Origin of the sequence: Colwellia psychrerythraea, assembly GCF_000764225.1 — a bacterium.
GTDB classification, from domain to species: Bacteria; Pseudomonadota; Gammaproteobacteria; order Enterobacterales; family Alteromonadaceae; genus Colwellia; species Colwellia psychrerythraea_D.
The window spans coordinates 155,188-179,903 of the sequence record NZ_JQED01000005.1 but is presented as its reverse complement, the minus strand read 5'-3'; the positions used below and the strand labels follow the sequence as shown (position 1 = coordinate 179,903).

Genomic DNA, 24,716 nt, shown 5'->3' with positions numbered 1-24,716 from the left:
AATGGTTGCTTTTAACTAAATATAGAAAGATAGCGTGTTGAAGTGCGCGATATATTTCTTTAATAATGGCATAACATTTATTATAAGTTACCAAATTTACCGTTGGTATTTTTCCATTGTTCTTTTGGTGTAATCGTCTCCATTACATCCCAGTGCTCAACAATTTTGCCATTTTCAACACGGAATAAATCGTAGAATGAAGTCGGTTTATCGGCAAAAGAGCCTTCACTGATACTTAAGACAAAGTTACCTTCTCCTAGTATTTTATGGTTTTTGCTATAGACCATTTTAATACCGTTTTTCGCCATTGTTTCTAGGGCTTGGCCTAATCCAGATAAACCGTCAGCAATTGCGGTATTATGCTGATGGTAAAAATCGCCTTCGAAGAAGTCGCCTAATTGAGAAAATTGGCCGTTAACTAATATAGTATCGACAAATTTAGCCACCAATATCTTGTTTTCAGCTGTCTTTTCTAAATCTTTAATTGTTGTTGGACCATCTATTTGGCTTCGGCCGCTTGGATTTTTTGTTGCTGATTTTTCGTCTAAATTATCCCAATGCTCAACAATCAAGCCATTTTCAAATCTAAATAAATCAAAACCAATTTTTGGACCAAAGAAATTGTAGTCTGTGTGAGTAAATACATATTCACCATCAGCAAATGAACGCACTACATTTACCTTAGCACTATTTTTAGGTAAGGCTTGCAAAACGGCACCAAAGCCAGCTAGTCCATCTCCTACGGCCAGGTTGTGCTGTGTATATTCCGTCGGGTTTACATAGCTAATAGCTGTTTGATCACCAGTTTCAATACTATTAAGCAAGGCAACGGCTTTTTCTTTTTTTGATATATTCATCTTGATCTCCGAATTTACAGGGGCAGCATTACAAGCAGTGATGGCTAATAATCCTACGATGGCAGTTGTTAATAAGTTTTTTTTCATCGTTATTTCCTTCTAAATAAGATGAGGAAATTATAGGTTGTTGCTTAGTAACCGTTCAGGTGAATCGACGCAATTAAATGGTAAATATCTAACCTTTGGAGACTTTTTTGAATTGTGAAGGGGTAAGTAGGGTGTATTTTTTGAAGTACTTGACGAAATTAGTAACCTCATCAAAGCCTAAATCGTCAGCAAGCTGCTGTACGCGGATGTTTTCAATAGAAAGTTTTCGCTTTGCTTCCAAAATAATATACGCATCAATTAACTGCTTTGCCGTTTTATTTGTTGCCAGTTTACAGATTTGATTAAGCGACTTATATGTCATATGCAGCATGTCAGCATATACTTTTGCATCGCGTGTGTTGGTGTAATTTATTTCAAGTAAATGAATAAACGTCATAAACTTTTCCGTACGCGTCTCACTCAAATAGTGCTCATAAGATCGCGGTCGCTCGTTTGATAACTTGGTTAATACCGCCGAAAATATTAAGTTCAAGAAATTCAAATTAGGTTTGTTTACTTGATATTCATTGACAATTTCTGTGAGCAATACGTCACAGGTGGCTCTTATTTCTTTTGATAATGAAAAGGTAGGGGAGTAGGAGCTGAGTAGGTAGTTATGAGCGGATAAAGGTGTTTTAATCGTGGTAAAAATAGTATCAAGAAATTCATCAGTAAAAATAATCAGTTTACCTTGTGGCTGGTTGATTAAATCAAAGGCATGAACTTGATTTTTATTAATAAAAACAACACTGCCAGCTTGAATGGAATAGGTATTAAAATCGATAAAATGTGTGCCATTACCTTGCGTAATGTACAAAAAATTATGAAATTTTATTCGATGTGGCATTGAAATTAAATTTTCAGTCTCATCATTATAACGCTCATATATATCAGATAATTCTATGATTTCTATCCCAATATCTTTGTGTGCTTTGGGGGCAAATTGGACTTTGGGTATGCTCATTGAGATCTAATTTTCTGCTCTGGGTTACTTATTTTTAAAACAATCAGTTACCTTTGTATAGTGATTTATTACTACAACGACGATAAAACTAAAGTGAGAAGAAATTAATTACGCTAAAGATGAGTTCGCCCCTTAACTCATTTTTTTAAATAACATAACAAGAGGAGCTCATCCTTCTATGATTTATATCAAAATGAAAGTTTTATGCTTATTTCCTAGCGAATATAAACAGCTCTGACCACAAATATAGCGCTTTGTGTATTTGGTATTGTTTGCTAGTTTAAATGTGTGAAGGGATGTCATTTTTCCTAGTTAAACTTTGCAAATAATAGAACGTTAATCGTTTGAATTATTTGATGTAGTGATTTGAGGATGTATGACAGAAATAACAAACAAAGAAATACAACTACAACAAGAAATTGAACAATTACGTTCAGAGCTTGCTGCAGCACAGCTGAGTAAGGATGTTAGTACAGCCGAGCTTCTTAATAGTGAGGAGCGCTTTGCCTTAGCTATGCGCGGTGCATCCGATGGTCTGTGGGATTGGGATTTAGCGACGGATGAGGTTTATTACTCCCCTCGCTGGAAAAGCATGTTGGGTTACAGTGAAGATGAGCTTGAAAATACTTTAAATACTTGGGCTGCAATGGTTCATATTGATGATAAAGATATGGTGCTCGGGGATGTTCAGAGCTTTTTATCCGGAGAAGTAGATACCTTTGAAGTTGAAATGCGTATGCGGCATAAAGCAGGGCATGATGTTTTTATTCGCTCTCGTGCATTTAAAGTCTCCCGAGGTGACAGTGATGAGACGGTTCGTTTAGTTGGTACCCACGTTGATATAACACAACAAAAAAAAGCCGAATTTTTCAATGATAGAAATACTAAAATTCTCGAGTTAATTGCTCAAGGAGAGCCTGCGTCGAGGATCTATGATGAAATTGCCTTGATGTATGAAGAACGCCACTCGGGGTTACGCTGTTCAATGCTTGAATTAGATAAGGGTAAACTACTTCATGCGGGGGCACCTAGCTTACCAGAATCTTATTGCAAAGCAGTACATGGTCTTGAATATGGCCCTGAAGTAGGCTCTTGTGGAACCTCAACCTATACCGGAAAACGTGTCTTGGTCGAAAATATTGCCACAGATCCTAAGTGGGCTGATTTAAAACATGTTGCGCTGCCTCACGGCATGCGCAGTTGTTGGTCTGAGCCCATTAAACATTCTTCAGGAAAAGTGCTCGGCGCTTTTGGTATGTATCATGACTATCCGGCATTGCCTAACGAGCAAGAGTCTTATGATCTTAGAGCTGCAGCTCGACTTGCCGGTATTGTTATGGAGCGAGAACAAAACCAAAAACGCATTCAAGATTTAGCTTATACCGATGAGCTTACTAGTCTTTCAAGCCGGCCTCATTTTTATATAAATATTGAAGAGCTAGTAAAAATATCTGCACGTAATAAGAATAAATTTGGTCTGCTATATATCGATCTAGATAACTTTAAAACAGTTAACGATAGTCTCGGTCATGATGTAGGTGACCTACTGCTCAAGCATGTTGCACAGCGCTTAAAAAAGACATGCCGTGAAATTGACTATATTGCTCGACTCAGTGGGGATGAATTTTGTATCGCCGTTAATAATGTGATGAATGACTATAGCGCGGCTCATGTTGCTCAACGTTGCCTAGAGCTGATTTCAAAACCAGTAGAGTTAGCAGGAAGAAAGTTTACACCTGCCTGCAGTATTGGCATTGCACATTATCCTGACGATGGAGTTGACCTGCAATCGATTATAAAAGCGGCAGATACTGCATTATATGCAGCTAAGGATCTTGGGAAAAATAGGTATGCTTTTTATAAGAAAGAGCTGACGGATAAAGCTGAATACCGCTTTAAAATTGAACAATACCTAAGGGAAGCGATAGAAAATCAGCAATTATCACTAGTTTACCAACCCAAAGTGGATATTCAAACGGGTAGTATTATAGGCGTTGAAGCACTATCTCGCTGGCATCATCCAGTACTCGGTCAAGTCTCTCCGGTTGACTTTATCGCTATGGCTGAACAAATAGGCATGATTAAGCCACTGACCGAGTGGGTCTTAAAAACAGCCTGTAATCAGGCAAATTTGTGGAAAGAAGCTGGTTTTTCTTCACTTATTATGGCGGTTAATATATCACCAAGTCATTTTCTCGATAGTGATCTTGTACCACTGATTACACGTGTCATTAAAGAAACAGGCATACTGCCGGGCGAGCTTGAACTAGAAGTCACTGAAGGAGTGATACAGACTAATCCAGAAAATCTTGCCGTTTTTGAACATTTAAAACAATTGGGAGTTTTATTATCCATTGATGATTTTGGTGTTGGTTATTCATCTTTCGCTTCACTTAAACACCTTAACGTGGATTACTTAAAGATTGATAAGTATTTTATTGATGATATTTTACTCGATCATAAAGCAAAACTCTTGGTTAGTTCGATGATAGAAATGGGGCACAACCTTGAACATAAAATTACAGCCGAAGGTATTGAAAGTAAAGAGCAGTATATTATGCTTAAAGGTCTTGGCTGTGATTATGCACAAGGCTATTTTTTCAGTAAACCAGTGAGTGCCAATGACGTTTCAATCTTATTAGAAAATCAATGATTAGCACCACAATGGTATGGTTATAAATAGCTACTATCTAGCGCATTGACACGTCTTACTTCTTGTTCAGTAAAGTGTTGGCTGCGTAATTCATCGACCAGCAATTGCTGAGCTTGGCTATCTGGCTCAACGGCTAGAATAGTGGCCAACTCAGTTCTATATTCATTTAGCCGCTGTTGCCAGCGGTATCGCTGACTATCAAGGGTTGATAACCTATCAGAAACTTCACTATTAAATGTTTGCTCCCTGAGACGTCTTAAATCGTTATCAGTCGCTCCTTGAGTAATGAGTTCATTATGTTGTTGTCGATATGTATTTAATTGGTTGGCTTTAGTTTGCTGCTCAATCAACCAGCGAGGTGTTTGAGTATTAAGGAGCGAAATAGCATTGCCTTTTTGCTCTTCGCTTAAACTGTTATCTTTAGTTATGGCCGCAATGCCAAACATATAATTTTCATATGCATCTTCTTGCGCAAAAAAGGCGGCAATAACCTCCTCTGAGAAAAAACGCCAACGTGCGTCTATAAGCTCATTCCTAACATTGATAACATGCTCAAATGAATAGTCATTAATGCCAATAGTTTGATTGTAGTCTTGCTTGAGTGCAGTGATCGCATTACGGTATTGTAAATAGCCCTCAAGAATGTGTAGTGCCTCTTCTAAACCTTGAGTGGTTAACTGTGCTTTAAGATTGTTTTTAATCCGACTGATGATGAGGTCTAAAGACTCTTCTCCTATTGCCGACAAATAAAACTCAAATAAATGAAGAATTTTCTTATTAATAATTAAGTTACCATCAACATTCATCTCAAGGTGCTCTGGCATCGGTGTATCACGTAATGACGTTGGCAACTTTATAACATATTCAGCAGGTACTTCCTTGTCAGTGGATGATAAAACTAATTCAGTGATCAGTTCAGGTGTTAATGGTGTATTGGTCGCGCTTTGACCATTTAATATTGCTGTCTGTTGCTGTTGTTCTGTATTTATATCACTTTCAAACATGCTAAATAGCGCGATAGCGAACATAGTTAAACTAATGAAAACAAAAGAAACGTTCAAAATATTCAGATTCAAAATTAACACCTTAACAGTTGGAGTATTTTAAAAAGGAGTAACAGGTTCACACAGTGAACCTTAATTTTTTTATAAACCAACAGCCGTTAAACGTCTGGCATGGTCTTTATATAGTTGCAGTGGATTTGCACTCCACAAACCACGTAGACCAAACATGCCATTGATTTCATCGGCATGATTCATAGTGTAGTCATCACGAATTACTTTACCCAAATGGGTAGAACAGCGCCCAACTACGCCATCATTGGCCTCATTAATCGTTAGGTAAGTCACAGACAACAGGCCGTCTGCCAAATCTAAAACGTTTGAGTCAAAGAGAGGATTATAAGTACCTGCCCATGAGTAATAAGCAACACCATTCACCTGATGTGCGCCATCATTGACAGAGTAATCACTTTGCCAATTAGGCCACCACCAAGAGCCAGCATTATAACTGGGAGTTTCCTGACAAGCACCTTGACGCAATCCTTCAGGATATTTGGCATTAAAAGTTGCAGCATCTGTTGAATTTAACGCTTCTAATGAGCCCATAGCATTAGCGTGTTGTGAATTATCACCTGTTGCTGCTGCTAAAAAAGTACCAACTGCATTACCAATGGATAGGGTAATACCTTCTAAGGGAGAGTCTTTAATAAAATCGGCGGTACCCGAACCAAAATGTGGCGAACCAACTGATGTTACAGAGGCAACCAAATCAGGTCGGATTGAGGCGACATAGCGTGAGTCTATACCACCTTGTGAATGACCAATTAAATTGAATTTAGTTGCTCCGGATATAGCACTTAACTCTTCAAGGTAAGTTAACAGTTCTTCTCCACGAGCCTCACTCGTTTCATAGCCAGAGACTTGAGGGGTATAAACTTGTACCGAGCCAACGGCGGCTAAAGCGCCTTTTACACCATAAAAGTAGTCGGCTAATGCCGTGTCAAAGCCCGATAAACCATGGACTAATACGATGGGATATTTAGTACTGCCTGAACTATCTGCTTTTGCTGGCATCGATAGACAGCAACTAACCATCACTGAGACAAGCAGTAAATACATCAATCTTTTAATCATTTTTTTCACCTTTTTTATAGTTGTAATTGAGAAAAATGCATATGAACAAAACTGGTCATACCTCATCACTTATAATGAATATAAAAAACAAATGCAACAGCAGAAAAGGGGGGATTTAGATTAAAACAAGGTAGTGGAATTAATAGGTCTTAGCGCCTTTTAATACTCATGTTTGATACGTTAGTTTTAAACAAGCATTTTATTTGTTTTTTAGTGAAAAATTAAATTTTATATCTTTTGAGAGTCGAATAGACTTTTTTGGAAGCTATTCGTTAAAGCTTGAAAATATACAAGGAGCTTACAATGAGCTTTTGTGAAGATTTATACTATGGATTTAGCAAAAGTGGTCGGTGATGCAAGATTCGAACTTGCGACCCCTTGGACCCAAACCAAGTGCGCTACCAAGCTGCGCTAATCACCGAATATTCTTTTGTGGTTTTCTATTCTAACTTTTTGAGGGGAAAAGATGGGGTGGCTAAAGGGACTTGAACCCTCGACAACCGGAATCACAATCCGGGGCTCTACCAACTGAGCTATAGCCACCACTGAACTTACTTAAAACGTCTATTGATAAGACGCGGCGGATTATATGGCATTTTTATATAGATTGACAAGAAAAAATTCACATTTTAATGGTATTTATATGCTTTAGTTATTTGTTGATTGTTATTTGAACCATTTGCTTAAAATTTGAGAACACAGTGAAAGACTAATCCTGAGTAAATCAAAAATTTATGTGGATATAAATAATATCGCAACCTTTCTGTTGCTGTCTTAGCATGGTCAAGGCGTGCGATATTTTTATATGTTTTCAGCCAGTAAAGGTTAGTCCAGTACGGCTTCAAAAGTAAGGAAAATTTTACCAGCAATAACATCCGCTAGTTCATATTCTTTTGCCTCGCTTTCAAACTCAGCCATTAATAAATAACGTCCTGCTTGCTCAAGCGTAAAGTTAATAACTCCGTTAGCATCTGAGGTTAATTTCAAACTTTCAGGATCATTACGATAACGAACACCTTCTCTAATAATTTCAACCTCAACACCCGGTTGTACTTTGCCATTGAGAATGAATGAGAATTTGGCTTCTTCACCTTGGGCAATATCGGATGGGTGTGTAACAGGTACAAGCTCCAGTCCTTGATTGCTAACCGCAAAGCTTTCTGACGGTGAATTTAAGGTAACATAGCTTAGAATACTGCCTGATGATTCAATTGTTTTAACATCGTATGCGGCCTTAGGTAGTTTTTTCTTACGATCTTGCTTATTTACATTACGTAACCATTGCTCTTCTTTTTCACCTTTTATTTTATAACCTGTCCAATAAGAGGCTTCTCCACCCATTTTTAGTTGGTAAGTACCACTGTCTTCAAGGTGAATATCAACAACACTTTTACGTTGACCGCGATAGCTAGAACCTGGGAATACTCGCTTGCCACTTGGCGCAATTACCTCCATTTTTTCAGCGCCCATTGGTTTATCAACATTGAAGGTTTCATTTGAGGCTGTTACATCAACCACTATCCATTCACCTTTATCGTTAGATAAATTAAAGTGGCTAGGTAATATCCAACGATTATGTGCTGATGCCTGAGCCACTAACAATAAAGCACTTACGCCGATAAATAATTTTTTAAGTTTCATAGTTATTCCTTAATAGTAAAGATAGATTTTGCAACTTCTGGATTTGGCGCCAGTGTGAATGTTTGACTGGTACCATTTAGGGTAAATTTTTGTTTGATGATGGCACGGCCACCATTTTCACGGACAACTTCAAGGTGTAAAATATAATTGCCTGATGCTAACGGGTTCTTATCATCGTCAAGCGCTTGAAAAGTTAATTGATAACTTCCTGCGGCACGTGTGGCCGATGTGATAGCATCAACCAAGGTTTCGTCCTTGCGACCGACTTTGCGCCACCAACGACGAATATCTTTCAGCCATTTACTGCCTTCTCGCCATAGCACTAGGGTTCTCACACTTTTCCCTTTGCTGTTCTCAATCCATACGGCAACATAAGGGTTATGATACTCCCCTGATTGTTGCGGGAGATTCAGTGATAATTGCAGCTCTGTTGCAAATAATGTCGTGGTACTGCTCAGCCAGATAAATATAATCAACAATAAATTTTTTCTCATAATGCCTTCCAAAGTAAACCAAAATTAAACCCAAATAAAATAAATACTTATCACAAATAAAGAGCTCATAATGCTCACCGCTATCGTACGATTTATGCGGCGCTGTGCTAGCGCTAAAACAAAACCAGTAAGACTAAACACGATCATAAGTACTGCACTTAAATCAATGATAAAACGCCAAAAGTCACCGCTATTTCTTCCTTTATGTAAATCATTAAGTAATGCCCAATAGCCATAATCCGTGGCCTCTCTATAGGTTTCTCCTGAACTTAAATCTATGGTTAAACTCAAGTAGGCACCTGGTCCTTTATCGGTGATAAAAAGTTCATCCTCCTCTCGTTCGATAGTTAACCTATTACCATTAAGATGATTAGCTTTTAGCAAGAAATTAAGTAACTTCCCTTCATTTTTCTGTGTAAGCAATTCAGCGGGCGTAATAAAATCGACCTCGATGACCTCGGCTTTATTATCTGCAAACCATTCAGGATGATTAAGCGTGATACCGGTAATGGAGAAAAATATCATTAGGGTGAGTAAAGCCATGGAAACGTAGACATGGATAAATCGAGAAAAGGACAAAAATGATTTATTAATGCGCATTTAGCTTTCACTCTGGTTAACTAAACGTTGCAATGTTTGTACGTTTTCAAAAATGCTGCTTTCATTGGGCGCATAAGCTAATGCTTGTTGTAATAGCTCAAGCGCTTTAGCATACCGTCCCAGTGACATCATTAAATCAGCGTGTTCGGTTACCGCAGATACCTTAACGTCATTTATGCTACTCGCTCTGAGTAATAACATTTGTGCTTGATGGCTCTTGCCTAAGCTTCGCTTGACCTGAGCAGCTGCTAATAACGCATAACCATTAACACTATTGTGTTTCAATGCTCGTGCAAAGGCAGCTTCAGCCTCACTTAGTTCACCTTGATGTAGAGATATTTTACCCTGCAAATAAGATAACTGACTCTGTTGTTCGCTGGTAACGGCGTTAGCTGAAGTCACTTTATTTAATAGACTTTTGGCAGAGCTGAGCTGTTCAATGGAGACTAAATACTCGATCGCATCCAATATTAATTGCGGGTTAGCATGTTGTAGCCAAATTTGATGATAAAGTTGAATAGCGCGCTCAATGCTACCGTATTGCATTTGCAGTTGTGCAGTTAATGCAATATTCTCTTTCCCTTTTTCGCCTAAACGTAATGCTGTTTCTAGACTAGCAATTACCAGAGGGTAGTTTTTACGTTGTAATAATGCGTTCGCGCGATGCAACCATAGGCTTGACTTGCTAGGTTGCTCTATCAGCATTTGCGTTAACAGACTTAAGGCAGCTTCACTTTGTCCTGCTTGGCTGTAGGCATAAAGTAATGCTTGATTTAACTGTTCATCATTAGGCTTAAATAATTTGGCGTGTTGATAGGCAACAACCGCACTATGAAAATTATTCGCTTGTATATAACCGTAACCTAGGTAGCTATAAAGCTGGGGGTCATTAATACCTAATTGTAATGCTCTACTTAAGTTTTTGTTCGCTTCACTAAATAACGATAACTTGAGTTCTACTAGGCCTAGACCATGGTGGGCTTTGCCATAATTGGTTTGTTGTTTAATCGCCTGTTTAAAGTAACGCCGTGCCATTTTATATTTTTTCTGCTGCAGGGCTAATTGCCCCACTAAATAGGCCATTGCAGCACTTGCGTGTTCAGCTGAGACTTTATCGGTGAGTTCATTCAGTAAAGATTGGTATTTTTTTGCCTTAAGCTTTTGGCTAATAACTAAATTATATTGACGTTCATCTTCATTAAGTACGGGTTTAATACCCAGATCATTGGCCGATATTTGCTGTAATAACAGCGTGGGTTGCGTTAACTTAATCTGTAATTTAGCTTCAACAAAACTGCTTATTAATAGCAACATTAACAATAAATATTTTTTCATGATTCTTTCAACACTAATGGCCAGATAAATTCTGCTTGGACAGCTTTATCATGACGTTGGGGCGGACTAAATCTTGCTTTTTTAGTTAATTTTCTAATAGCAGGATTAAGCTCAGGGTACGGATTTTCTTTAATACCTTTTAGATGCACTTTGCCACTTTTAAGAATAAGCACATGCAATTTAACTTTGAATTTTCTTACACCAGATCTGCGCATTTTGTCAGTAAATACAATGTGCAATGCAGTCATCAAGCGGGGTTGTTGATCCAACTCCTTTAACGAAAAACCACTCCAGTCAAAGATTGTTGATTGCACGTTTAAATCAGGTGTTAAATTATCTAAGTTAGGGGTATCAAGTGTTGGTTTAGCTAAAGTGACGTTAGCTTTAGTTAAGTTCAAACTTGGTCCGTCACCTTGAAACCTTAAATCAAGCTTTAAGGTGGGTGATGAAGTGACTTTACTCATGCTTTTTGGCGGCGGTGGTGGTGGTAATACAGCGATTATGTCAAGCGGCCGAACCATAAGTTGATCTGGTGCTGATACGTTACGGCGATTATTTAGAATTAATAAGGCCATTAATACGATGATTATTATGAATGAAATGAGCATAAACCTAACTTTAATCATTGCATCAATGTCGCTAAATTAACGCTTGTCGCACCAGCAATTTTTGCCTCGTCCATCACAGCGACTAAGGTTTTAGTGGTCACATTTTCATCGACTTGTAAAATAACAGGCATGGATCTTTGCGCGAGTAATTGACTGACTGTTGGCTTTACACCGGCAATGCCAATATCTTGTCCTGCGTACACAACACGGCCATCTTCGGTAATGGCAATTAATATACTTTTCCTCTCTAAATCAGCAGCGCTCATTGCTTGAGGTTTTTTGACTTCTACGCCGGTTTCTTTGACAAATACTGTGGTGACAATAAAAAAGATAAGTAAAATAAACACCACATCTAACAACGGTGACAAATCAATTTGTTGCACTTTATTATCAATTCGTTGCTGTAAATTAGGACGCATGATTATCATCCATTTTTTCAACCATGGTTTGAAGTTTCCACAACATAACCATTGCAGGAATAGATACGAGTAAACCAGCTTGCGTCGTCAATAAGGCTTTGCTAATGGCATCACTGATTGACATTGAGCTGTTGTGACTTAGTACTGAAAAAGTATCAAGTAAACCAATTATTGTGCCCAATAACCCGAGTAATGGCAGCGCACTAACTAGTGCATGCAATGGTTTTAGCCAACTTTTTAGCCAAGATAAGCGGATATTTGTATAACAACAATAGAAGGCTTCAAATAGTAGGCTATAGCAAAATAAAGCTAAGGCAATAATCAACCAAAGAACGGTACCTCCGGTGATTAATTCTTCTGGCAACCAAGCATTAAGCAACATGAGTTACCTCATGCACAGTTGTTGATTTTTGCGATGTTGATTGCTCTTGAACTTTTTCTACTGTGCGCGGATCCTGTGACACTTTGACGGCATATGACTCAAGTTCACTCATATAATGATGACAGCGACGAGACATAATTGCATGTGCTACTAGAGCCGGTATAGCAACGATTAGTCCAAGCTCAGTGGTAACTAATGACTCTGATATGCCGCCCGAAACGGCATTTGCATCACCAGCGCCAAATAATGTCATTAGCTTAAATGTTTGGATCATGCCACTTACCGTACCCAATAAACCCAATAGTGGCGCAACGGATGCGGTAACTGCAATGGTACTTAAGCCTCTTTCAACTATACGCTTTGTCTGCATTAATTGATCAAATAATAAATCGTCACGCTCTGCATTGTGATATTTCTTAGAGATAGCAAATAATGCTTTTTGGTGTTTCCCCATCGGTTTATCTGATAGCAAACTTAGCGCAGGTAAGCGCATAAGGCTGATCGCTTTAATTACCGAAATGATAGCGGCTAATACAGCAAAAGCTAAGATAGGAACAACCCAAAGACCACCTTTATGCAGATGTTCAGTGATACTTTCCTGGTGCTGACTCAATACGACACTACGGTTATTGGTTGCATCAAAAGCTATTAAGCCGTGTTTGTTTTGTAACACATCGTTAAGTGCTGTTAATTGTGAAGTGTCATACGCCAGTGCCAATTGCCATTGCTGTTCGACCTGGTTGATCAAACCTCCTAGCGTATGGTCATTATTTATGAATAGATGGGCGGGGCCAATCGTGAGCATTTTTCCACTGCTCATCTGTCCATTTTCTAGGGCGATAGTTATAGGGTGAACTGCATTGAAATGACCTTGTTCATTAATGCGCTCACTTAACTGTTTAACGGATAAAATAGGATTTTCAGCATCAATGCCAGCGAATAAATGTTCTAGATAATTTTGTTGCTGTTGCCATGTTTGTAAACGCTGCTGTAATTTTTCGACGCTAAGGTTTTGTTCATCTTTGGCCCGAGTAATTAAGGCTGCTTCAACACTCAGTGTTTTTAGCTGCTGTTCTTGGGTTGCAAGTTGCTTAAGCAGGTGACGTCGCTCTTTGGCTATTTTTTTTGTCTGTTGCTGATAAAAGGCATTGGCATGCTTCACTTCTTTTACTAATTCAGCTTCTACCGAACTAATATCTGCTTTAACCAAAAATGGCAAAGTGAAAAGTATCGTGAAAAGTAGTGTTAAGAAAGCTTTCATTCGTTAGCATCCAAGTAGGTTGGTAAGTTTAACAACGGGCCTGGCATTTGGTTTTGTGCATGATTAATTGCTTGACGAATATTACTTGCGTATTGAGCCTCTTCTTGCCAAAACCAGTGTTTATTTCTTCGAAATCCAACCCCCGCTCGACTATTATCTTGCGTGACAAACCATGCTTGGTCATGACCAAAATACAATTGTTTGGTCAACAATTTTTTATTATCGAGTTGAATAATGCCCTGCTTAACGTGAATGAGTTCACTGTTTTTAGCGACTTGCTTGACGAGATTAGCAATGGCTTGATATTTACCTGTTAGTTCTTTTTGCGTTGTTGCATTAGTCAACTCAGGGGAGAGTTGTTGGACTAAGTAAGGCGGTAAACTACTCATTAATTGTTGTAATTTATCGAGTATGTTAGGTAACGCTTGGCGATATTGTGCTACCTTTCGTTCGATCAATGTTTGTTGAGTCAAAATATCTTGTCGTTGTTGATTAACTAGATCTTTTTGATTATTGGTATTATTGATCTTCTCACGCAAATTCTTGTTTTGGTGTGATAATAAAGATACTCGAAGTGTTAATTGCTGCTTTTCTTGTTGCCAATTTTGATTAAGTTGATTGGCTGACTTGTCCAGCTCAAGCCATTGCTTAGTCAATTGATCAACATTATTTTGCGCAACTACATTAACTGAACATAACAGCAAAATAGCTATCGTAGTAAAGTTTAGAAATACTCGAGATATCTTATTCATTGGTTTTACCATCAAAAAAGTAGCTGATGTTAATAAATCACCTACTTTTATACATTAATAGAATGACTTAACTAAAACTGGTAGCTAGCTGCAAACTTGAAGTTACGACCCACTTCATTGTCGTTATACGTTGAGCTGCCCCAGTACATGCCAAAGCTATTGTGGTTTTGATAGGCTTTATCAAAGGCATTTTCAACCGCTAAGTTAAGAGATAATCCTTCAACTTCAGCGACTTGATAATCGAGCCAGAAGTTAGTCACGCCAAAGCCACTTTTATTAATTTCTTCTGTAACCAAAGTACCATCATCACTTGAGGTGTTATTTAAACTAGCGCTGCTAGAAAAATTGCTGTCCCAACCTAGTAGTAATGAATCATTAACTTGGTAGTCAGCACCCACTCTGACGACATGGGTACCTGAATAGTAATTATCTGTGGTGTACTCAGGATACGCATTTTCACCTGTGTTATAGCTATAACTCACATAGGCGGTTAAATCTTGATGGCTAATATTGAAGCCTGCTTCAACCCCTGTCATCGTGAGATCAAATCTGCTTCTATTTAAGCTAGTATTTTTGGTTGGATGATATGAGTTATCAATAGTGTATTGATATAAATTGATGTAGGTACTCGCGCTATCAACATTGAGTGCACGTTGTAAATCTTGAATAATATTGAACTCAATATGATTACCCGTTTCAGCTTTTGCATCTGCAGACTGTTTCATGCCTTCAGTAATCATGAGAGTTTCAGGTAAACCAGGACCTTTGAAAATACGACCATAGCCAGCTTTTAAAATAAGGTCTTCATTGGCTTGCCAATCAACAGTCAATTTAGGTGAAAATTGATCAAATGAACTATCATAAGCACCACTTAGTTTGTAGGAGTCATAGCGAATACCTGGGATAATGGTCAATGAACCAAATTCAAATTCACCTTGAATATAGGTACCAATTAACGATGACTCTGGGCCATGGCTTACAGAAATATCTTCAGACTTTTTAGTGCCTTCAGCTGTGGTGATCTCTTTTAATCCCGCAGTATCAATTGCTTGTTCTGATTTAAAACTTTCAATACCCGCGGTCCAGGCAATATCATTTAGAATAAAAGTATTACGGATATTTAAACCAATAGTTTTATAAGAATAATCTCTTGCTGGATTAGTTGCAGTGCCATCTTTATGCCACTCTCCTTCACTATCACGGTACCAATTTGTTCCGGATGAGCCACTTCTAACCATTCTCTTTTCATTAAAGTATGCATCTACGGCAAGGTTTAACAGTGGATTATCACTGTTGTTATGGTAATTCACCGTGTAGGTATCTCGCTCATAACCATTAAAACCGAGTGCTTCCTCAATTGTGGTTGCCCCTGGTTTTTCGCCTGATAAAGCTCTATGACCGCTATCTTCATAACGTTGTGCAGAAAAATCTATCTGCTCAATGTCACTAAAATCATAAACGAGCTTTATTAAGCCACTTTTTAATTCACTATGTTTATTGACAATAGGATCTTTATCTGGTGTTTCAATGTCACCCGACTCATTCCAATTAAGCGTTGCTAACGCGCTCAATTGATTCGTTAACATGCCGTAACCACTCATGTTTACCTGTTTGAACTCTGTTGCCGTATCCATCGCTGCTGAGGTTTTAAAACCAAATTGTTGCGAAGGTGCTAACATATCTTTGGGATCTAACGTTTCATACTTAATTGCACCTACATTTGCCCCATAACCACTCAGTACAGATGAGGCCCCTAGTTCAACAGAAACGCTCTTTAACATGGTAGGGTCAACCATTTGGTTGCCTGCATGATGGAACATTTGCCCATCTTGACGTGCGCCATCTATAGTGACGTTGGCTGAATGTTCTTCCACACCACGAATATAAGTTTTTTGGCTATAACGTACACTATTGCTCACTTCTACAGCCGCAATTTTTTTGAAAATACCTTTGATATCATTAACCTGCTCAGCAAGTAATTCGTCAGATGAAACTTTATACTGACTCTTTTTTTGAGCTGTAACTTCTGTTGTTTCTAATTCTTGAATATCGTTCGCTAATAATTGATTACTCAATGATGCGGCGATAATTAATGATAAATAGCGCATTTTCATTTTAACGTCCTCTTAGACTATGATTTTGAAATTGCGCGGATTCTAAATGATAATAATTATCATGTGCATTAAATTTACAAACTTTACAATTGTAATGTAAAGATTAAAAACTAAGAGGTGATGATAGTGTTCAAGGGAAAAACACACTGAAATTTACTTGCAATTACGCTTTGATCGAAGTGATAATGGTAATTATTTTTATTTGAGTTTTAATTGTTATGCCTTCGGTACTCGTCGCAGATGATGATCTGCGTATATGTAAACTTTTAGAAACCGTTTTAAAAGAAGAGTCTTATCAAGTCTATATTGCTAATGACGGTGAAAGAGCGCTAGAAATTTTAAGTCGAGCCAGTATCGATTTAGTGTTGCTTGATGTCATGATGCCAAAACTTAATGGTATACAAACTGCTCGACAAGTTTGTAAGCGGTTTTCAACGCCTATTTTAATGCTGACAGCATTGGATGATGAATCCTCTAAAATAGATAGTTTTGCCGCGGGCGCAGATCAATATTTACCTAAACCCTTTAGTGTTCCAGAGTTATTAATACGCATGAAAGCTATCTTAAGAAGGGTGTCATTAGAGCGAACACGCTACAAACATACTACACCAGAAAATGAATATGAGCAGGCTATCTGTTCACTCCCTTTTACCAATACCGAGAGTGAGCTGGTTAACTACCTTATGTTACGCAAAGAAAAGCCGGTATCAAAAGCAGAGTTACAAATTAACGTTTTACACCGTGATTTTTGTGAATTTGATCGAAATTTAGATATGCACATCAGTAATATCCGCCGAAAATTGACACAAGCTAGTTTTTCTAAAGATGTTATTTTAACTGTGAGAAATGTAGGCTATGTCTTTGTTTCTAATCAATAAATTAATTTTATGAAAATAACAGAAAATTTTGATAATTTGGCTATAACACAAAAGCTTTTTTTTTACTTAAGCAGTATTTTTTTAATTATATTTACCCTGTCAACAATAATTGAATCGATGTTGTTAGATGACCTATTGACCTTACCTGATGAACTGCAAAGAGAATTTAAAACCCTAGCAAAAGAAGCTGAGCAGTATATTTCAATCAATGATACGTCTGGTTTGAAAGTATGGGAAAAGACTCAAAAATATACACTTTATGTGGTTGATGATAACAATCAAAGTGTGACTAATAATGCCATACATCCTTATATAAAATCTAAAATGTCTTTTAGTCATCAACTTCATAAACCGATGAATAACCGGGTCAGTAAACCTATGATAATGATTCACTTGTCATCAGGTTTACATCTTATGGTTCAATTACCTTGGCAACTGCACCCTGCTGAGCGGGCAAAATATTATTTATGGACAGTACGCTTATGTGTGTCTGCTATTTTTCTTGCCATTGTGTCTTGGTTATTTGCAAAGCACCTTCAACGACCTCTTAAGCATTTACAGAGTATCAGCCATCAATTAGCTTCTGGAAACTTATCTGTTCGTGCTCCAAATACACTTAATAGCAATATAAAAGAGTTTAATGATTTAGCAAACGATTTTGATCATATGGCAGGGCAAATAGAGAAGTTAGTCATGAGCCATAAAAATCTACTTCGTAATATATCTCATGAGCTTAGAACACCATTAACCAGACAAAATCTTGCTATTCATCTGTTAAAAACGCGATTGCAACCTGAACAAGTAAAATATTTCCTTCAAATAGAAGATGATGCCAATGAAATGAACCATCTAATTCAGAAAATTTTAGATTTTAGTCGATTAGATAATCAAAACTACTCGGTAAAACTACAGCGAACTTTACTTATGCCCATTGTAACTAAGGTTATTAATGAATCAATTTTGCAAGCTAAATCAACACAAGAAATTAAGCTTGTAACTCAACGTTCAGATATAGTTGCCCTTGTCGAATGCGACTTATTCGCTGGAGTGTTACAAAATGCGCTTAATAATGCACTTAAATATGCAGGAGGTAGCTGTAAAATTGAGGTAAATATTTTGCTAGATAAAGACCAGGTAGTCATAGAAGTCAGTGATAATGGTCCAGGCTTATCCGAAGTTGAGCTAGTGCAAATATTTGAACCTTTTTACCGTGCAAATAATGATACCACTACAGAAATAGAGGGATACGGTTTAGGAATGGCTATTATGAAGTACAATGTTGAGCAAATGAACGGTCGAATAACTGCAGAGTCCATATTGCAAGAAGGCCTTACTATTCGGTGCTATTTGCCAACAGTGAAATAAGTAAATAGGTTACTTAAAAGATAGAAGGTAAAAGATAAAAGACAAAGTTATAAATTTTGTGTTCAGTTTTTCTGCTCTTCTCATTATTCGGCCAACTATATCGAGAACACTGTTTATCTTGTCTAGTAAATGGCTTTCATAATCTTCATTGCTCCACAATAAGTGCCATTTTATCTGTATCTTTCTCAGGGATTCATCATTTGAACCTGCCCAATAATTAGCTATGGGCAGGAGATATAGCTTAGCTTTGCAGTGTTAAATTTTTAAGTTCTTTAGTTGGCTGCGATGAAAACAAGTTTTTTAACTGCTCAACAATTAAATAATTTACTGGCACTAATATTAAGGTGATGAAGGTTGCAAATAAAATACCAAACCCTAATGATACCGCCATTGGAATTAAAAACTGCGCTTGGGTAGATTGCTCAAACAACAATGGCATTAAGCCAATGAAGGTAGTCAAACTGGTTAGCATGACAGGTCTAAACCGAGCAGCACCTGCCGTTAGTACCGCCGCCATTAACTCTCCGCCTTCACTGCGTTTTTTATTGATAAAATCGACTAATACTAGCGAGTCATTCACGACGACGCCGATTAACGCCAACATGCCTAACAAACTCATAATGGTTAGTTCCATGCCCATAATCCAGTGGCCAACCACCGCGCCTATCATGCCAAAAGGAATTATGCTCATGACAATGATGGGCTGAATATAAGATTTGAAAGGAATAGCCAATAACGCATAGATAATAAAAAATACAAAAAGCAGTGCCCAGCTAAGAGAGCCAAATGACTCACGTTGCTCTTTAGCTTCGCCTTCAAGTGAGTGGCTAACCCCTGGGTATTGCACGATTAACTCATCTAAATAGCTTTTTAAATCCGCTTGCAATACCGTCATGTTGGTATTTGATTTTTCAACATCAGCACTTACATTGGCTGTGCGGTAGCGGTCAATTCTTGAAATGGTCGATGGGCTTTTGCCGGGAATAAGTTTGGCAACATGAGAAAGTGGCACTGAGCCGCCAGAAGGGGTGATCACAAGAATATCTTCTAAATCAGCCATAGTTCGGCGTTCATCTATAGGTAAGCGTACCATGACGCGGACATCATCTCTGCCACGTTGGATACGCTGCACTTGTGAGCCAAAGAAAGAGCGTCTTACTTGATTTGAAATGCTCACTCGGGTCAATCCTAAGGCCTTGCCTTGTTCAGTTAGCTCAATCTGCAGCTCTTCTTTACCATTAGACAGACTATCAGCAATATCAAATACCGTAGGGTAGGTAGCTAAACGGACTTTCACTTTATCGGTTATTTCTTTTAAAGTGTCCAGTGAGCTCGCTTTAAATTGTACATGTATAGGGTCTGATGAACGGCCAATCTCAGCTCTAAAGGTAATGCTTTCAGCACCGGGAATAGGTCCAATTAAATTTCGCCACTCACGGACTAATTCACGAGAAGAAATGGCTAACTCGCGTGATTCTGGCGGCGTTATTTCGAAACGCACGCTACCGGAGTTTGACACACCGCCACGGCCACCTGTGGTGGCTAATATATTAATAATGACGCTGCTGTTAGTCGATGGTTCAATATACTTTTGCTTTAATTTCTCTGCTTTTTCAGCCATCTTTATAATATATTTATTAGTCACTTCAAACGGTGTACCAGCTGGCAAAGTTAGCGTTGCTCTGACCGTTTCACTCGGGATTCGTGGGAAGAAAATAAACTTAGTCCAGCCGCTCATAATCAGGGCAAGAATGATTAGGAAAACACCAACAAAGCCAACTAAGGTGGTCGTTTTGTTGCTAATGGCACGCTTTAATAAAGGTTGATAGAAACGAATGATTGCCCGCTCAAAACCATCTGCGAATGATTGTTGTAACTGACTAAATTTTGATTTTGTTTCTTTTTCTGAACGTAATTTCAAGTGTTTTAAATGTGAGGGCAAAACGAATTTTGATTCGATTAAAGAGAAGATGAGCACTGGAATAACGATTACTGGAATTTGCGCAAATAACGCGCCCCGTGCGCCTTCAATAAAAGCCAGTGGTAGAAATGCCGCTACGGTTGTTAATACGCCAAAGGTTACTGGCGTGGCCACTTCTTCGGTGCCACGAATGGCAGCCATTTCACCTGATTCAGACGTTTTTAGGTGGGTATAAATATTCTCTCCCGTGACAATGGCATCATCTACTACTATACCCAATACTAAGATAAAGCCAAACAAACTCATGATATTTAAAGTAATACCGAATACAGGCATCATAATAAAGGCGCCCATAAAAGAAATAGGAATACCAATAAATACCCAAAAAGCAATGGACGGTCTAAGAAACAAAGTTAATAACGCCAGAACTAATATGCCACCTTGTAGGGCGCTGGTGGTTAGTGTAGAAATACGATTTTTTACGATTTGTGAATCATCATCCCAAAAGCTTAATTCAACACCTACCGGCAAGGTACTTTGTTGATCATTAATATAGGTTCTTACGGCATCAGCAACGTCAATTGCGCTTTGCTGCCCGATTCGGTATACATCGATAAAAGCAGCTTGTTTACCGTTAAAGCGAGTTCGTACCGGCGTTTCTTCAAAGTCATCTTTGATGATCGCTATATCACTGAGGCGAATGATAGAGCCATCAACGTTGGTTTTTATCGCTATTTTCTCAAACTCATCTTTGCGATAAGCTTGTCCTTTTGAACGCAATAAAATATCTCCGCCTTGGGTTTTTAAATTACCGGCAGAAATGTCTGTACTTGAATCAGAAATAGCAGTAGATATTTTAGCGATTGTTAAATCATATTGGCGTAATTTATCTTGAGGTACTTCAATGGATATTTCATAATCGCGCACACCACTGAGCTCTACTTGAGTGATAGCGGGGATTTTTAATAAATCATCCCTGACTTTTTCAGCAAATTCACGCGTCTCTTTCTCGCTATAAATACTGGCAATAGTCACGGCAATCACTTCACGTTTGCGTGTTGCTAAAGAAACCACGGGTTTTTCTGCGTCAACGGGAAAGGTGTTAATTTCATCTACGCGGCTTTTGATGTCGGCGAGCATTTCACGCGGATCATAACCTGACTCTACTTCAATATTGACCGCGGAAGAGCCTTCTTGTGAACGGCTAGCAATTTGCTTTACGCCTTCTAAGTCCTGTACCGCCTCTTCTATGCGAATAGAGATACTTTTTTCAACATCCTCTGGAGTCGCACCGCGTAAGGACACATTTACGTTGATACGATCGGTGGCAAACGAAGGAAACACTTCCAGCGGAATGCGATTAGATAAACTAAATAAACCTGCTATTAAAATAGTAATTAATAGTAAGTTGGCGGCAACATGATTTCGTGCAAACCAAGCAATCATTAGTTGTTCACCTTAGCAACGGGTGTAGCATTACTTTTGTTGGTGACCTGTCTCGGCGTTTGACCTGCAATGGCAACGGGAGTGCCAGAACTGACTTGCCCTAAGGAGGTGAGTACTAATTGATCTCCAGCAATTAGCCCATGAGTAACGATAGACTCAGTACCATTTTGCCAACCTAATTTAATTTCTTTTCGCATCAAAAGGCCGTCTTCAACAATATATACATAGCTGCCCTGATAAATGGCACTACTTGGTATGACTAACGCATTTTCAACTTCTCGACCGGTAATTTCTGCGGTGACGTATTGCCCCATTTTAATTTGTGCACCTTGATTATACTCGCCATCATAGGGGCGGATAATTTGTGCCACTACATAGAGTTGCTGCGATATTTCATCAATAGCGCTTTCAGTACGGACGATTTTCCCTTGCCAAATTTGATCACCCATCAGATCAGATGAAATAATAACATTACTAATCATGGCGTTGTCGTTATCAGTCTTGTCAGAGGTCATCTTATTCACCTCTGATGTTTCGTCGGAATTGCTATATTCTTCTGGCAATTTCATGAGTGGCAAATCTTTGTTTTTAATCGGCAGGCGGATCTCGACATAATCAACAGCAAATATATCGGCTAACTGAGTGTTACTCGAAATGACCTGACCAATATCAACATTTTTCTTTAAGATTCTGCCGGCGTAAGGCGCAACAATCTTAGTGCGTTCAAGTGATAGTTTTACTTTATCGAGCTGAGCTTCTGCAGAGAGGACTTGCGCTTTGGCCGCCTCATATTGTGGTTGACGTAATACCAGCGCATTAGGCGCTTTATCATTGCCCAGTCTTTTCCAGTCGGCTTTTGCTTGGTTAACGCGTGCATACTCTTCTTGTAAATTTTGTTTAGCTGACATAAGACTTGCTTGAGCAATGTTAACTTCAGCACGGTGATCTCTATCATCAAGTTGAATGAGAATGTCTCCTTGCTCGAAAAAACCTCCGGCTCTAAATTGTTTACTTACATAATTAATCTGCCCTGATACTTGAGCGAACAGCACACTTTGGGTTCTGGGTTTTACTGTGCCAAAACTTTGCACCATCACCTGATAGGTTTTAGGCGTCAGGGTAGTGGTTTCTACTGTCATTTGTGGCGCTTTTGAAGGCTTAGCACGGTTACTTGTTGGTGGGTTTTTAATAATAACCACCATTAATATTGCGGTGGCAATGGTGATAATGACCGGCAATAATATTTTTTTATAATTCGTGCTTTTCTTTTCATTGATGAGAGACATGGTTATTCGGCCTTTGGTGCAGGTGATGAGGCAAGTGACGGTGTGGAGAAGTCGCCACCCAAGGAAAGGTGTAGATTGATTCGATTGGCAATCAGTTGGTTTTTGATTTTTATCAGTGTTGATTGCGCTTCAAAAGAACGGTTTTGTGCATCAAGCACAGTGGTATAAGTCACTAAACCACTTTGGTATTGTTCGAAAGAAAGGGTCGAGGCAATTTTGGCATTCTCTTGAGCTGCCAACATGGTGTAATAGCTGTTCTTTAAATTCTTCTCTGTGGTAATAGCATTTTCAACATCACTAAAAGCATTATATAAAGTATCAAGGTATAATTGTTCTCCTTGTTTAAGTTCTATACGAGCTTTTTCTTCATTTGCTTTCAGACGACCTGCATTAAAAATAGGTGCTGAGACACTGCCCAGCAATGACCAAGCTAAAGATGAACTAGAGAGTAAATCACCAATGTCGGAGTTAGAATCACCTACTGAGCCAGATAAAACTATGCTGGGAAAACGTTGTTTATGTGCATAAGCTAAACCGGCATCTTGTGATAATAATTGATACCAACTTGCTTTTAATTCAGGTTTGCGGCTGATTAATTCTGACGGTAAACCAACAGGAATGTCTGTAGTTAGTAGCGGTAGATTAGCATTGACCAGCAGCTCACCTTTTGGGTATTCACCAATTAAGCGTTCAAGCTGCCTAATAAGTTTAGTTTTCTCAGTTTCTTGCTCTGAGACTCTGGTTAACTCGTTGTTTAAATCGTTACGCGTTAAATAGACATCAAGCGCAGGGCTTAAGCCTGAATGGTAACCCGCTTCAATTATCGCTAAGTTTTGTTGGGAGTTTGCGACTCTGCTACGATAAAGGGTTAGCAGCTTTTCAGCTTCAATCACACGAAACCAAGTGGTTAATACGTTGACAACCAGCTGTTGCTTGTATTGTTCGAAAGTAGCTTTTTGTGCAAGATAGTTATAGTTAGTTATGCGATCGGCATCAGATAATTTACCCCAAATATCCACCTCATAACTCAAATTTACATTAACAGAGTTACTGTTTGAATAACTGTCAGTTTGATTATCTTTATTGCGACCACTGCGAAAGGCTAAATCAAGCTCCGGCCAAAGCTGGCTGCCTGAAATAATAAGTTGCTGTTTGGCTATCTCCAACGAGTATGCTTGCATGGCAAATTGCTGGTTAGACGTTAATGCTTTTTCGACCAACTGATGAGCTTGTAAGTTATCAAGTTCAGATAACCAATTATGTTTAACAGTTAACGATTGTGAACTATCTTGCCAATTGTGGGGAAGAGGCAAGTCTTTTAGTTTTTCATCTACTTCGGAGTTACTATTGCAAGCCAATAAAAAAAGACTCGAAAGCAGTGGAAATAGTAGTCGAAATCGACGCGTCATAATGTGATTAACTCAGGTAAAAAAATAACTCTTAATACTAGTGTAATCAAATATGATTGATGATAATAGCGACATTACATAAGTTTACACTGAGTATTAAATTACCGTT

General features: G+C 38.4%; 20 protein-coding genes and 2 tRNA genes. 3 read left to right on the top strand and 19 right to left on the bottom strand.

Features of this window, described 5'->3' with window-relative positions; all coding sequences use genetic code 11:
• Nucleotides 1-80: 80 nt before the first annotated feature.
• Both ND2E_RS18285 and ND2E_RS18290 read right to left on the bottom strand, forming a co-directional pair.
• Entirely contained in the window at nt 81-944 is an 864-nt protein-coding gene (locus ND2E_RS18285) for a nuclear transport factor 2 family protein (protein ID WP_033092365.1), read from the bottom strand.
• A gap of 88 nt (nt 945-1,032) precedes the next feature.
• A complete protein-coding gene (locus ND2E_RS18290) occupies nt 1,033-1,908 on the bottom strand; it encodes a helix-turn-helix domain-containing protein (protein WP_033092364.1) in 876 nt (291 codons plus the stop codon).
• A gap of 376 nt (nt 1,909-2,284) precedes the next feature.
• Here ND2E_RS18290 and ND2E_RS18295 point away from each other — a divergent pair, with 376 nt between their 5' ends.
• Nucleotides 2,285-4,561, top strand: coding sequence for a bifunctional diguanylate cyclase/phosphodiesterase (locus ND2E_RS18295; protein ID WP_033092363.1), 2,277 nt, complete (start codon nt 2,285-2,287; stop codon nt 4,559-4,561).
• A 20-nt stretch (nt 4,562-4,581) separates the two neighbouring features.
• Here the strand turns inward: ND2E_RS18295 and ND2E_RS18300 are convergent, their stop codons facing one another.
• The 14 genes from ND2E_RS18300 to ND2E_RS18360 all read right to left on the bottom strand — a co-directional run bounded on the left by ND2E_RS18300 (nt 4,582) and on the right by ND2E_RS18360 (nt 16,302).
• Entirely contained in the window at nt 4,582-5,637 is a 1,056-nt protein-coding gene (locus ND2E_RS18300) for a lipase secretion chaperone (RefSeq protein WP_052056221.1), read from the bottom strand.
• A gap of 69 nt (nt 5,638-5,706) precedes the next feature.
• Nucleotides 5,707-6,696: a lipase family alpha/beta hydrolase gene (locus ND2E_RS18305; RefSeq protein WP_033092362.1), complete on the bottom strand. Its 990-nt coding sequence runs from the start codon at nt 6,694-6,696 to the stop codon at nt 5,707-5,709.
• Nucleotides 6,697-7,040: 344 nt separating this feature from the next.
• Nucleotides 7,041-7,117 (bottom strand) — tRNA-Pro (locus ND2E_RS18310).
• Between the two features lie 46 nt (nt 7,118-7,163).
• Nucleotides 7,164-7,239 (bottom strand) — tRNA-His (locus ND2E_RS18315).
• Between the two features lie 282 nt (nt 7,240-7,521).
• The gene (locus ND2E_RS18320; RefSeq protein ID WP_033092361.1) at nt 7,522-8,337 is read right to left on the bottom strand and encodes a DUF4198 domain-containing protein; all 816 of its coding nucleotides are present in this window, start codon (nt 8,335-8,337) and stop codon (nt 7,522-7,524) included.
• Nucleotides 8,338-8,339: 2 nt separating this feature from the next.
• Entirely contained in the window at nt 8,340-8,831 is a 492-nt protein-coding gene (locus ND2E_RS18325; RefSeq protein WP_052056220.1) for a DUF2271 domain-containing protein, read from the bottom strand.
• Nucleotides 8,832-8,855: 24 nt separating this feature from the next.
• Nucleotides 8,856-9,431 (bottom strand): PepSY-associated TM helix domain-containing protein, encoded by a 576-nt coding sequence (locus ND2E_RS18330; RefSeq protein WP_033092360.1) that lies wholly within the window; start codon nt 9,429-9,431, stop codon nt 8,856-8,858.
• Nucleotides 9,432-10,766: a tetratricopeptide repeat protein gene (locus ND2E_RS18335; protein WP_033092359.1), complete on the bottom strand. Its 1,335-nt coding sequence runs from the start codon at nt 10,764-10,766 to the stop codon at nt 9,432-9,434. It lies immediately after the preceding gene.
• Nucleotides 10,763-11,374, bottom strand: coding sequence for an energy transducer TonB (locus ND2E_RS18340; protein WP_150113699.1), 612 nt, complete (start codon nt 11,372-11,374; stop codon nt 10,763-10,765). The genes ND2E_RS18335 and ND2E_RS18340 overlap by 4 nt, the downstream gene beginning before the upstream one ends.
• A gap of 14 nt (nt 11,375-11,388) precedes the next feature.
• Nucleotides 11,389-11,793, bottom strand: a complete 405-nt coding sequence (locus ND2E_RS18345; RefSeq protein ID WP_033092357.1) for an ExbD/TolR family protein — start codon at nt 11,791-11,793, stop codon at nt 11,389-11,391.
• Nucleotides 11,783-12,175: a MotA/TolQ/ExbB proton channel family protein gene (locus ND2E_RS18350; protein WP_033092356.1), complete on the bottom strand. Its 393-nt coding sequence runs from the start codon at nt 12,173-12,175 to the stop codon at nt 11,783-11,785. The genes ND2E_RS18345 and ND2E_RS18350 overlap by 11 nt, the downstream gene beginning before the upstream one ends.
• The gene (locus tag ND2E_RS0121170) at nt 12,165-13,436 is read right to left on the bottom strand and encodes a MotA/TolQ/ExbB proton channel family protein (protein ID WP_052056218.1); all 1,272 of its coding nucleotides are present in this window, start codon (nt 13,434-13,436) and stop codon (nt 12,165-12,167) included. Before ND2E_RS0121170 ends, ND2E_RS18350 begins: the two co-directional genes overlap by 11 nt.
• Nucleotides 13,433-14,188, bottom strand: a complete 756-nt coding sequence (locus ND2E_RS18355; RefSeq protein ID WP_190277796.1) for a DUF3450 family protein — start codon at nt 14,186-14,188, stop codon at nt 13,433-13,435. The genes ND2E_RS0121170 and ND2E_RS18355 overlap by 4 nt, the downstream gene beginning before the upstream one ends.
• Before the next feature lie 71 nt (nt 14,189-14,259).
• Complete coding sequence (locus ND2E_RS18360) at nt 14,260-16,302, bottom strand: TonB-dependent receptor domain-containing protein (protein ID WP_033092354.1); 2,043 nt, start codon at nt 16,300-16,302, stop codon at nt 14,260-14,262.
• A gap of 218 nt (nt 16,303-16,520) precedes the next feature.
• On the opposite strand from ND2E_RS18360, the gene ND2E_RS18365 reads away from it, so the two are divergent.
• Both ND2E_RS18365 and ND2E_RS18370 read left to right on the top strand, forming a co-directional pair.
• On the top strand, nt 16,521-17,180 hold the full coding sequence (locus ND2E_RS18365; protein ID WP_033092353.1) for a response regulator transcription factor: 660 nt from the start codon (nt 16,521-16,523) through the stop codon (nt 17,178-17,180).
• A gap of 117 nt (nt 17,181-17,297) precedes the next feature.
• Nucleotides 17,298-18,545: a HAMP domain-containing sensor histidine kinase gene (locus tag ND2E_RS18370; RefSeq protein ID WP_190277795.1), complete on the top strand. Its 1,248-nt coding sequence runs from the start codon at nt 17,298-17,300 to the stop codon at nt 18,543-18,545.
• A 241-nt stretch (nt 18,546-18,786) separates the two neighbouring features.
• On the opposite strand, the gene ND2E_RS18375 is transcribed toward ND2E_RS18370, so the two are convergent.
• The 3 genes from ND2E_RS18375 to ND2E_RS18385 are packed head-to-tail and all read right to left on the bottom strand — an operon-like array spanning nt 18,787 to nt 24,607.
• Complete coding sequence (locus ND2E_RS18375; RefSeq protein WP_033092351.1) at nt 18,787-21,912, bottom strand: efflux RND transporter permease subunit; 3,126 nt, start codon at nt 21,910-21,912, stop codon at nt 18,787-18,789.
• A complete protein-coding gene (locus ND2E_RS18380; protein ID WP_052056217.1) occupies nt 21,912-23,198 on the bottom strand; it encodes an efflux RND transporter periplasmic adaptor subunit in 1,287 nt (428 codons plus the stop codon). Before ND2E_RS18380 ends, ND2E_RS18375 begins: the two co-directional genes overlap by 1 nt.
• 2 nt (nt 23,199-23,200) lie before the next feature.
• Entirely contained in the window at nt 23,201-24,607 is a 1,407-nt protein-coding gene (locus ND2E_RS18385; RefSeq protein WP_033092350.1) for a TolC family protein, read from the bottom strand.
• Between the last annotated feature and the right edge of the window lie 109 nt (nt 24,608-24,716).

Coding starts and splice junctions, on each gene's coding strand:
- ND2E_RS18285 (WP_033092365.1), bottom strand. CDS start 944: ATGAAAAAAAACTTATTAACAACTGCCATCGTAGGATTATTAGCCATC.
- ND2E_RS18290 (WP_033092364.1), bottom strand. CDS start 1,908: ATGAGCATACCCAAAGTCCAATTTGCCCCCAAAGCACACAAAGATATT.
- ND2E_RS18295 (WP_033092363.1), top strand. CDS start 2,285: ATGACAGAAATAACAAACAAAGAAATACAACTACAACAAGAAATTGAA.
- ND2E_RS18305 (WP_033092362.1), bottom strand. CDS start 6,696: ATGATTAAAAGATTGATGTATTTACTGCTTGTCTCAGTGATGGTTAGT.
- ND2E_RS18320 (WP_033092361.1), bottom strand. CDS start 8,337: ATGAAACTTAAAAAATTATTTATCGGCGTAAGTGCTTTATTGTTAGTG.
- ND2E_RS18325 (WP_052056220.1), bottom strand. CDS start 8,831: ATGAGAAAAAATTTATTGTTGATTATATTTATCTGGCTGAGCAGTACC.
- ND2E_RS18330 (WP_033092360.1), bottom strand. CDS start 9,431: ATGCGCATTAATAAATCATTTTTGTCCTTTTCTCGATTTATCCATGTC.
- ND2E_RS18335 (WP_033092359.1), bottom strand. CDS start 10,766: ATGAAAAAATATTTATTGTTAATGTTGCTATTAATAAGCAGTTTTGTT.
- ND2E_RS18340 (WP_150113699.1), bottom strand. CDS start 11,374: ATGCTCATTTCATTCATAATAATCATCGTATTAATGGCCTTATTAATT.
- ND2E_RS18345 (WP_033092357.1), bottom strand. CDS start 11,793: ATGCGTCCTAATTTACAGCAACGAATTGATAATAAAGTGCAACAAATT.
- ND2E_RS18350 (WP_033092356.1), bottom strand. CDS start 12,175: ATGTTGCTTAATGCTTGGTTGCCAGAAGAATTAATCACCGGAGGTACC.
- ND2E_RS0121170 (WP_052056218.1), bottom strand. CDS start 13,436: ATGAAAGCTTTCTTAACACTACTTTTCACGATACTTTTCACTTTGCCA.
- ND2E_RS18355 (WP_190277796.1), bottom strand. CDS start 14,188: ATGAATAAGATATCTCGAGTATTTCTAAACTTTACTACGATAGCTATT.
- ND2E_RS18360 (WP_033092354.1), bottom strand. CDS start 16,302: ATGAAAATGCGCTATTTATCATTAATTATCGCCGCATCATTGAGTAAT.
- ND2E_RS18365 (WP_033092353.1), top strand. CDS start 16,521: ATGCCTTCGGTACTCGTCGCAGATGATGATCTGCGTATATGTAAACTT.
- ND2E_RS18370 (WP_190277795.1), top strand. CDS start 17,298: ATGTTGTTAGATGACCTATTGACCTTACCTGATGAACTGCAAAGAGAA.
- ND2E_RS18375 (WP_033092351.1), bottom strand. CDS start 21,912: ATGATTGCTTGGTTTGCACGAAATCATGTTGCCGCCAACTTACTATTA.
- ND2E_RS18380 (WP_052056217.1), bottom strand. CDS start 23,198: ATGTCTCTCATCAATGAAAAGAAAAGCACGAATTATAAAAAAATATTA.
- ND2E_RS18385 (WP_033092350.1), bottom strand. CDS start 24,607: ATGACGCGTCGATTTCGACTACTATTTCCACTGCTTTCGAGTCTTTTT.